This window comes from Streptomyces sp. NPDC006602 (assembly GCF_042870385.1).
Classification (GTDB): Bacteria; Actinomycetota; Actinomycetes; order Streptomycetales; family Streptomycetaceae; genus Streptomyces.
This window is the reverse complement of the sequence record NZ_JBIAHG010000016.1, coordinates 167,453-173,920: the sequence shown is the minus strand read 5'-3', so window position 1 is coordinate 173,920 and position 6,468 is coordinate 167,453. Positions and strand designations below refer to the sequence as shown.

Genomic DNA, 6,468 nt, shown 5'->3' with positions numbered 1-6,468 from the left:
GAGCATGTGCGCCGGGGTGGGGCTGGACGCAAACGCAGCATCACCGCCAGTGATGCCCGTTGTGCAAGCCCGTCGCTTTAGCGACGGGTAGTTGATGAGCCCATCCTGGAAGCTGTCGATCTGGAGACAGGGATTGCGCAGGCCGGTCACCTCGAGGACTGCTTCGTCGCCGATGCGTAGCAGAGTGCCAACGGGTAGGCCAAGCAGATCAATGCCGCGGGTGGTGATGTTCTCACCGAGCTCGCCGGGTGCCACCGGGAACCCTTCCCCGCCGACCTCAGCGAAGAGCTCCTCATGGATGAGGTGAACCTGACGCAGGTTTGGCTGGGTGGGATCCTGCGCGACGCGCGAGCGGTGCTTGACCGTCACACCGGCGTGTACGTCGCCCTCCACACCGAGCCCGGCGAGCAGCGTGATGCTGTCCCGGTTCGGCTTGGTGAACGAGTTTCGCCGTTGCTGCTGACCGCCGTCACTGTTCCGCTCATACTTCGCAACCCTCTCCTCGGTAACGCCCGTCAGCTTCTTGCCCCGGTGGAGCAACGCCCGTCGCTCGGGACGCGGATCCGTTCCATCGGTTTCGTGCCGTACGCAACGGCGCGCACTGCACCGCCCAGGCCGCTTGGCGCGGCTCGGGCAAGGCGGCGTGGCAGGAGACCACCACAGCCGCGGCCGTCATCCCGCCGTCCTGCACGGACTGCCGCTGCGGTGGCGTGCGCCTCCGCGCGACGCGCTACGAAGTGGCGTCGGTGTCCCTGCACGACCGGGCCCTCAAGTCCCCGAACTTCGGCCGCACGCCCGGGTGTTCGGGCGCGGTGACCGTCAGGAGCAGGCGGATCACCGACCCCGCCCGCGCGGATCGTCGTCGTGTGCTTACGCGTCGGCTGGTGCCGCCTGCTCCTCGGCCTTGGGCGATGCCGTCTGCTCCGGCGCCTCGGGTGCGGTGTAGTAGACGGATGAGCCCTGCTTGGTGCGCTGGGCCTGGTTGCGGGCGACCAGTCCTTCGACCGTGGTGCGCACCACGGTCGTCTTGATGTTGCGGTCGGGATGGGCCTGGCCGAGGGCTGTGGCGATCTCGGCTGCCGAGCGGGGTTCGGTCTGCTGGGCGAGGTGGCGGCGGACCAGTTCCACCAGCGTCGGCTGCACGGTCTTGACCGCTTCGGCGGTGTCTTGCTGCTTCTCGGCGGCCGGCTTCGTCGGCGCGGCGGCGCGGGGCTTCGAGGCGGTCTTCTTCGTCCGGGACCGTGTGCCAGGGCTGGACTTGGCGGCAGCCTTCTTGCGGGGGGCGGGCACCGCGACAGTGTCTGACGGGGCCGAAGCCTCGGCGGAAGGCGGCGCCGTGCCGATGACCCGCTGGATGTTGACCAGCACCTGGTGGTCACTCTGGAGTGCAGCCAACTGCTCTTGCAAGGCGGCAATCTCCCCGCCGATGCGTTCTTGCTCCTTGGTGTTGCGTTCGAGGTCGGCACTGACTTGAGCGGTGTACTGCGATGTCAGTTCGGTGGCGGAAGCGTTCTCAGACATGGGACAACCTTTCCTCGGCTCACGGCCAAAGTCGACGGGCCTGTCACGCACATGTGCCGTCCTGCGCTGATGTCGGCCGGGCGGCAACCATACCCACACACAGTGCGTACCCTGCCGTAGCGATAGTACGGACAACCGCAAGCCGGGTGTCCCACCTTGAGCAGTCCGAACCGAGCTCACGCCTGAGTGTGCCCGTGTCAGGCCTGCGGGCGGCACACTGAGAGCGTGGGTTGAGCTTCCCTCACAGGGTCACTTTCACGTTCATGCGCGCGGCCGAGGACCGGGCCGGGCATGGGGACGGGAGCGCGGGGCATGGGCCGGGGTGTGCCTGAAAGTGCAGTGGGCGAATCGGCGCTTGAGCTGCGGGCTGATCGTTTCAGTTGGCGGGCAGAGCAGTTACGGCCGGGGCCTCAGGTCCGACATCACGGCGACAGGCAGCGACGGGTTGGCCGCCGCCGCTGCCACCACCTGCCGGTCGGCGTCGGTGAGCAGTTCCACGATGACCGGCGCCGGGAGTGCCGGATGGCCGGCGGCGATCGGCCTCGCCTGCTTGTCCGCCAAGCAGGCGAGCAGTGCCGGGGCCGTCGCATTGCGGTGCCGGGCGACTTCGCGGAACGCTCTGTGTACGGACGGTTCGCGCCGTGTCAGGTCCTCCAGCAGCGCCGGAGTCGCGTCCGGGTTCGGATCTGCCGCGACGAGGCGTGCCCACTCACGGGTGCCGGCTCGCTCCTGGAGGAAGGCGAGGGCCGCGTCCGGCTGGGCGACGGGATCGACGTCGGCGGCGGACAGCCGGCCCTCGTACACAAGCTGCACAGCGCTTTCCTCAACGCGGGAGGCCAACGCGACCGCCTGCGCATGGCCGAGGTCCGCGCGACAAGCGAGGTCCGCGGCGATGTCGGCGTCCGCGACCGCGATCAGCCGGTCAACCAGCTCGGACGGCAGGGCCGCGTTGGCAGCAAGCCCGCACAGGACACGGTTCACGGAGAGCATCCGAGCATCCTGCCTGGACTTACCGAATCGCTCCCTGCCATTTCGACCAACGCGGCGTGCAGACGCCGGGGGCCGGCCTGTCATGACTGCACTGTTTCGACTGCGCCCTCTGTCCCTCGCCCCCGTGCTCCGAACGAAGGTACGCAGGGTTGAGGGGCCCGTCCCGCGAGCGAGGGGGTCGGCGGTGAAATTCAAGGGTGCATCGATCACTCGCCGCCTAGGGTCTGCCGCATGACTCTTGCTTACGATGCGGCCGGAGACGGCCCCGCACTGGTACTGCTGCACTCCGGCGTGTGCGACCGGAGGATGTGGGATCCGCAGTGGCCGGCTCTCGTCGATGCCGGATACCGGGTGGTGCGCTGCGACTTCCGGGGCTTCGGCCGGACGCCCTTGCCGGACCGGCGCCACAACGATGCCGAGGATGTACTGGACCTGCTGGACACCCTCGGCATCGGCCAAGCGGCGCTGATCGCCTCCTCCTACGGCGGACGCGTTGCCCTGGAGATCGCCGCACGCCGTCCGGACCGGGTATCCGCCATGGCGCTGCTGTGCGCGGGGCTGCCGGGGCATGAACCGACCGATGAGCTACGCGCGTTCGGCGAACGGGAGGACGCGCTGCTCGAGGCGGGCGACATCGCGGGGGCTGTGGAACTGAACGTCGACACCTGGCTGGGGCCGGACGCCGAGGAGGCGGTCCGGGAGGAGGTGCGCGAGATGCAGAGGCATGCCTTCGAGGTACAACTGGCCGCCCCCGGGGGTGCCGGTCGGATCGACGTGGAGATCGACCTGTCAGCGATCAAAGCCCCTTGTCTGGCTCTCTCGGGCGGCCGCGACCTTACGGATTTTCGGCAGATCGCGGCCCGACTGCCGGGTCTGCTCGCCGACACCCGGCACATCGAACTGCCCTGGGCCGGTCATCTCCCCAGCATGGAGCGGCCTGCCGCGGTGACGGACCTGCTGACCGGCTTCCTGCGCGAGACGGTCCCTGCCGGCTGAGCGCGATCACCGGGTGTCCAGGTCAGGCCGCCTGGGCGAGCAGCGTCCGCTCTCGCGCAGGTCGTCCACCTCGCTGAACTGCCACAGCGCCCGAGGTGCGGCGCGTTTCAGCGTTGTCAGTGGGTCAGGGCATGATCCGATGGATGCGCTACACAACGTGGACTTCGGATCGCATGTTCGTCTCCTATGGGCAGTACTACCTGCAGGGCGACGACTTCCTCACCGAGTACGACGACACCGACACGGTCGGGCGGATCTTCGAGGGAAACAGCCTGGCAGCCGGGGGCCCAGAACACCTCACGGTGCTCGCGGGCACGCACACCGGCCGGATACGCCTGACCACCCAGCAGTGCGCGGATGAACCACCCCTGCCGGGGCAGGAGTGGGAGACCGTGGTGGACGTGAGCATCTGCAGCACGAGTGGCATCCTGCGGCTGTTCCGGTGGGGCGGGGATGTCGAGGAGGATGCCGGGAACTTCGCCACGGCCGGGGCGGGCTGGTACCGCGTCCGCGTCCAGGCACGCGGACGCGATGAAGGCCATGCACACGCAGGCGACACCCCTGTGGAAGAGCACTTCCTGAGCGTCTGGCCGGCACCGCCGCAACCCGACACCGTCCACCGCGCAAACGACACCTTCGCGCGCACGCACTACGATCCCACCCGACCTCCCGGCCAACCCGTTCAACCCTGAGCAGGGCCGGCGGTGGGATGGATGCCTATCGGGACGTATTCATCGACGAGTGGCGGTGACGCGGTGTGCCGTGATGACAGTGGTCATGCGGGCGCGGCGTAGCAGTGGACGGTCACGGTCTGGGCCGGACTCCACTGTTGGTCGACCGTGGCCAGCAAGCGCCAGCCCATACGCTCGTACAACGCGGCTGCCGCCGTGTCGGTGGCCACGACGTCGAGGACCGGGTGCAGATCCCGTTTCTGCGCCTCCCGCCCGACCTCAGCCACCAACAGCGCGCCGATTCCGTGCCCACGAGCCGCGGGTGAGACGAACAGACGGCTGACCACCGCGGTGGACTCAATGGGCTTGCCCTCCAGGCTGCTCCATTGGGCAGGTGCCACATCCCCGGCCCCACTGCCGGACAGAGCGATGTGCCCGACGATGCGCCCGTCCAGTTCCGCCACCCAGGACGCGAACTGGACGGGCTCCGTCAGCCACTCGCCGGGACGCTCCGGCCAGTTGACCGGATAGCCGTCACCGTCATGGACCTGGGCGAGCACCCGGACGCATTCATCGATGTCAGACGCGTCGCGCGGCCTGACCACGCAAGCCACCCGAGATCCCTCAGCCATGGAGACAGTCAGTTGATTCACCGGAAGATCGAAGCACACACGACCGACCGCACCACCACTCCGGACCAGCACTTCCGAAATGGACTCAATCCGTCCGGCATTTCGGCCCGCAGCCGCCCTGCTTGGCTTTGCAGGGGGGAGCTGCCTCCACGTACGGGAACGGAGGGCTGTCGGCCGGGCGTCAGCAGCAGGTGCAGCCGGCTTGACAGCCGCACGAGTCGTCCGTGGACGCTGACGAGACCGCGGTCGGGATCGGGCCGCAGCAGGCGTCCCCGCGCCAGGCGTCGCGGCCTTCCTTGAGGGCCATGGCAGCGATGACGAGAGCGGCGATCGGGTCTGCCCAGGACCAACCGAACAGGCTGTTGGCGAGCAGGCCGACCAGCAGGACACCGGACAGATAGGTGCACAACAGGGTCTGTTCGGAGTCCGCGACGGCGGAGGCGGATCCCAGTTCCCGGCCGGCACGGCGCTGAGCGGCCGACAGGAAAGGCATGACCACCAGGGAGAGACCGGCGAGCGCGATGCCGGGCAAATCGACGGTGGACACGCCCCCGCCCTGAGCGGCCCGCACGAGCCGGCGGACCGCCTCGAGGCATACGCCACCGAGCAAGGACTGCTCGATGGCCACTGGTCGGCATCGCGGCATGCCTCCCCACCCGCCAGGATCCTCGCCGGTCTCAAGCCAACCGGCCCCAAGGGGGCTGAAAGGGGGGAGGCCATTCAAGATGGATGTCGGGGACCGACAGCGCCCAGGCGGCGCGGCCCCGAGCCGCCGTGAAGGGACCGTGATGCGACAGGCCACAGGAGGACACACGCCCGGCCCGATCGGCTACGACGCCGAACTGCGGCGGCACAACGAGGTGCTGCGCCGTGCGGTCGGCGTCCAGCTCCACGACCACGTCCTCGACATCGGCTGTGGGACCGGGCAGACGGCCCGGCAGGCCGCGCGGACGGCCCGGGCGGGCCGTGCACTCGGGGTCGACGTCTCGGCGACCGCGATCGAGCGCGCCCGCGAACTGGCACGCGCGGAAGGACTCGGCAACGTCACGTTCGAGCATGCCGACGCGCAGGTCCACCGCTTTCCGCAGGAGCGCTTCGACCTGGCGATCAGCAGGTTCGGCACCATGTTCTTCGACGACCCCGTCGCCGCGTTCGCCAACATCGGGCGGGCGCTGCGCCCGACCGGGCGCCTGGTGATGATGGTCTGGCAGGCCCGCGAGCGCAACGAGTGGGACGTCGCTGTCCACCAGTCCCTTGCAGCAGCCGAAGAGCCGGTGACCAGGGCTTCCGGGGGACCGGATCCGTTCTCGCTCGCCGAACCGCCGACCGTGCAGGAGATCCTGCAGGCCGCGGGATTCGCCGACGTCGCCTTCACCGACGTCCAGGAACCGGTGCACTATGGTCCGGACGTGGCAACCGCCCTCGACTGGGTCCGCGGCTTCACGTGCACCAGCGAACGCCTGAAGCGGCTGGATCCCGCCGCCGCGACGCGTGCCGTCGAGCGTCTGCGGGTGACGCTCGCCGCGCACCTGAGCGACGACGGTGTCCGGTTCGACTCCCGCGCCTGGCTCATCACCGCGCATCGCTAGAAGGCCCACTCGACGCCGGCGCCCGAGCCGAGGACGAACGCGCCCAGCGAGGGACCCACGATCGCGCCG

At 69.2% G+C, this 6,468-nt stretch carries 6 protein-coding genes and 2 pseudogenes; 3 read left to right on the top strand and 5 right to left on the bottom strand.

What is annotated here, in order from left to right; genetic code table 11:
- The 3 genes and pseudogenes from ACFYO2_RS32280 to ACFYO2_RS32270 form a co-directional block, all read right to left on the bottom strand.
- Positions 1-485: pseudogene (locus ACFYO2_RS32280) on the bottom strand (MOSC domain-containing protein); the annotation flags it as partial.
- A gap of 385 nt (positions 486-870) precedes the next feature.
- Positions 871-1,521, bottom strand: a complete 651-nt coding sequence (locus ACFYO2_RS32275; protein WP_388356023.1) for a hypothetical protein — start codon at positions 1,519-1,521, stop codon at positions 871-873.
- Positions 1,522-1,917: 396 nt separating this feature from the next.
- A complete protein-coding gene (locus ACFYO2_RS32270) occupies positions 1,918-2,511 on the bottom strand; it encodes a hypothetical protein (RefSeq protein ID WP_388356021.1) in 594 nt (197 codons plus the stop codon).
- A 231-nt stretch (positions 2,512-2,742) separates the two neighbouring features.
- Here ACFYO2_RS32270 and ACFYO2_RS32265 point away from each other — a divergent pair, with 231 nt between their 5' ends.
- Complete coding sequence (locus ACFYO2_RS32265) at positions 2,743-3,507, top strand: alpha/beta fold hydrolase (protein ID WP_388356019.1); 765 nt, start codon at positions 2,743-2,745, stop codon at positions 3,505-3,507.
- 143 nt (positions 3,508-3,650) lie between these two features.
- Entirely contained in the window at positions 3,651-4,199 is a 549-nt protein-coding gene (locus ACFYO2_RS32260; protein WP_388356017.1) for a hypothetical protein, read from the top strand.
- A gap of 83 nt (positions 4,200-4,282) precedes the next feature.
- Here ACFYO2_RS32260 and ACFYO2_RS32255 read toward each other — a convergent pair whose 3' ends face one another.
- Both ACFYO2_RS32255 and ACFYO2_RS32250 read right to left on the bottom strand, forming a co-directional pair.
- Positions 4,283-4,810 carry a GNAT family N-acetyltransferase gene (locus ACFYO2_RS32255; protein WP_388356015.1) on the bottom strand — a complete coding sequence of 176 codons (528 nt, stop codon included), beginning with the start codon at positions 4,808-4,810 and terminating at the stop codon, positions 4,283-4,285.
- Between the two features lie 181 nt (positions 4,811-4,991).
- Positions 4,992-5,423: pseudogene (locus tag ACFYO2_RS32250) on the bottom strand (cation transporter); the annotation flags it as partial.
- A 175-nt stretch (positions 5,424-5,598) separates the two neighbouring features.
- Here ACFYO2_RS32250 and ACFYO2_RS32245 point away from each other — a divergent pair.
- The gene (locus ACFYO2_RS32245; protein ID WP_388356013.1) at positions 5,599-6,399 is read left to right on the top strand and encodes a class I SAM-dependent methyltransferase; all 801 of its coding nucleotides are present in this window, start codon (positions 5,599-5,601) and stop codon (positions 6,397-6,399) included.
- The last annotated feature ends 69 nt before the right edge of the window (positions 6,400-6,468 follow it).

Coding starts and splice junctions, on each gene's coding strand:
- ACFYO2_RS32255 (WP_388356015.1), bottom strand. CDS start 4,810: ATGGCTGAGGGATCTCGGGTGGCTTGCGTGGTCAGGCCGCGCGACGCG.
- ACFYO2_RS32245 (WP_388356013.1), top strand. CDS start 5,599: ATGCGACAGGCCACAGGAGGACACACGCCCGGCCCGATCGGCTACGAC.
- ACFYO2_RS32275 (WP_388356023.1), bottom strand. CDS start 1,521: ATGTCTGAGAACGCTTCCGCCACCGAACTGACATCGCAGTACACCGCT.
- ACFYO2_RS32270 (WP_388356021.1), bottom strand. CDS start 2,511: ATGCTCTCCGTGAACCGTGTCCTGTGCGGGCTTGCTGCCAACGCGGCC.
- ACFYO2_RS32260 (WP_388356017.1), top strand. CDS start 3,651: ATGCGCTACACAACGTGGACTTCGGATCGCATGTTCGTCTCCTATGGG.
- ACFYO2_RS32265 (WP_388356019.1), top strand. CDS start 2,743: ATGACTCTTGCTTACGATGCGGCCGGAGACGGCCCCGCACTGGTACTG.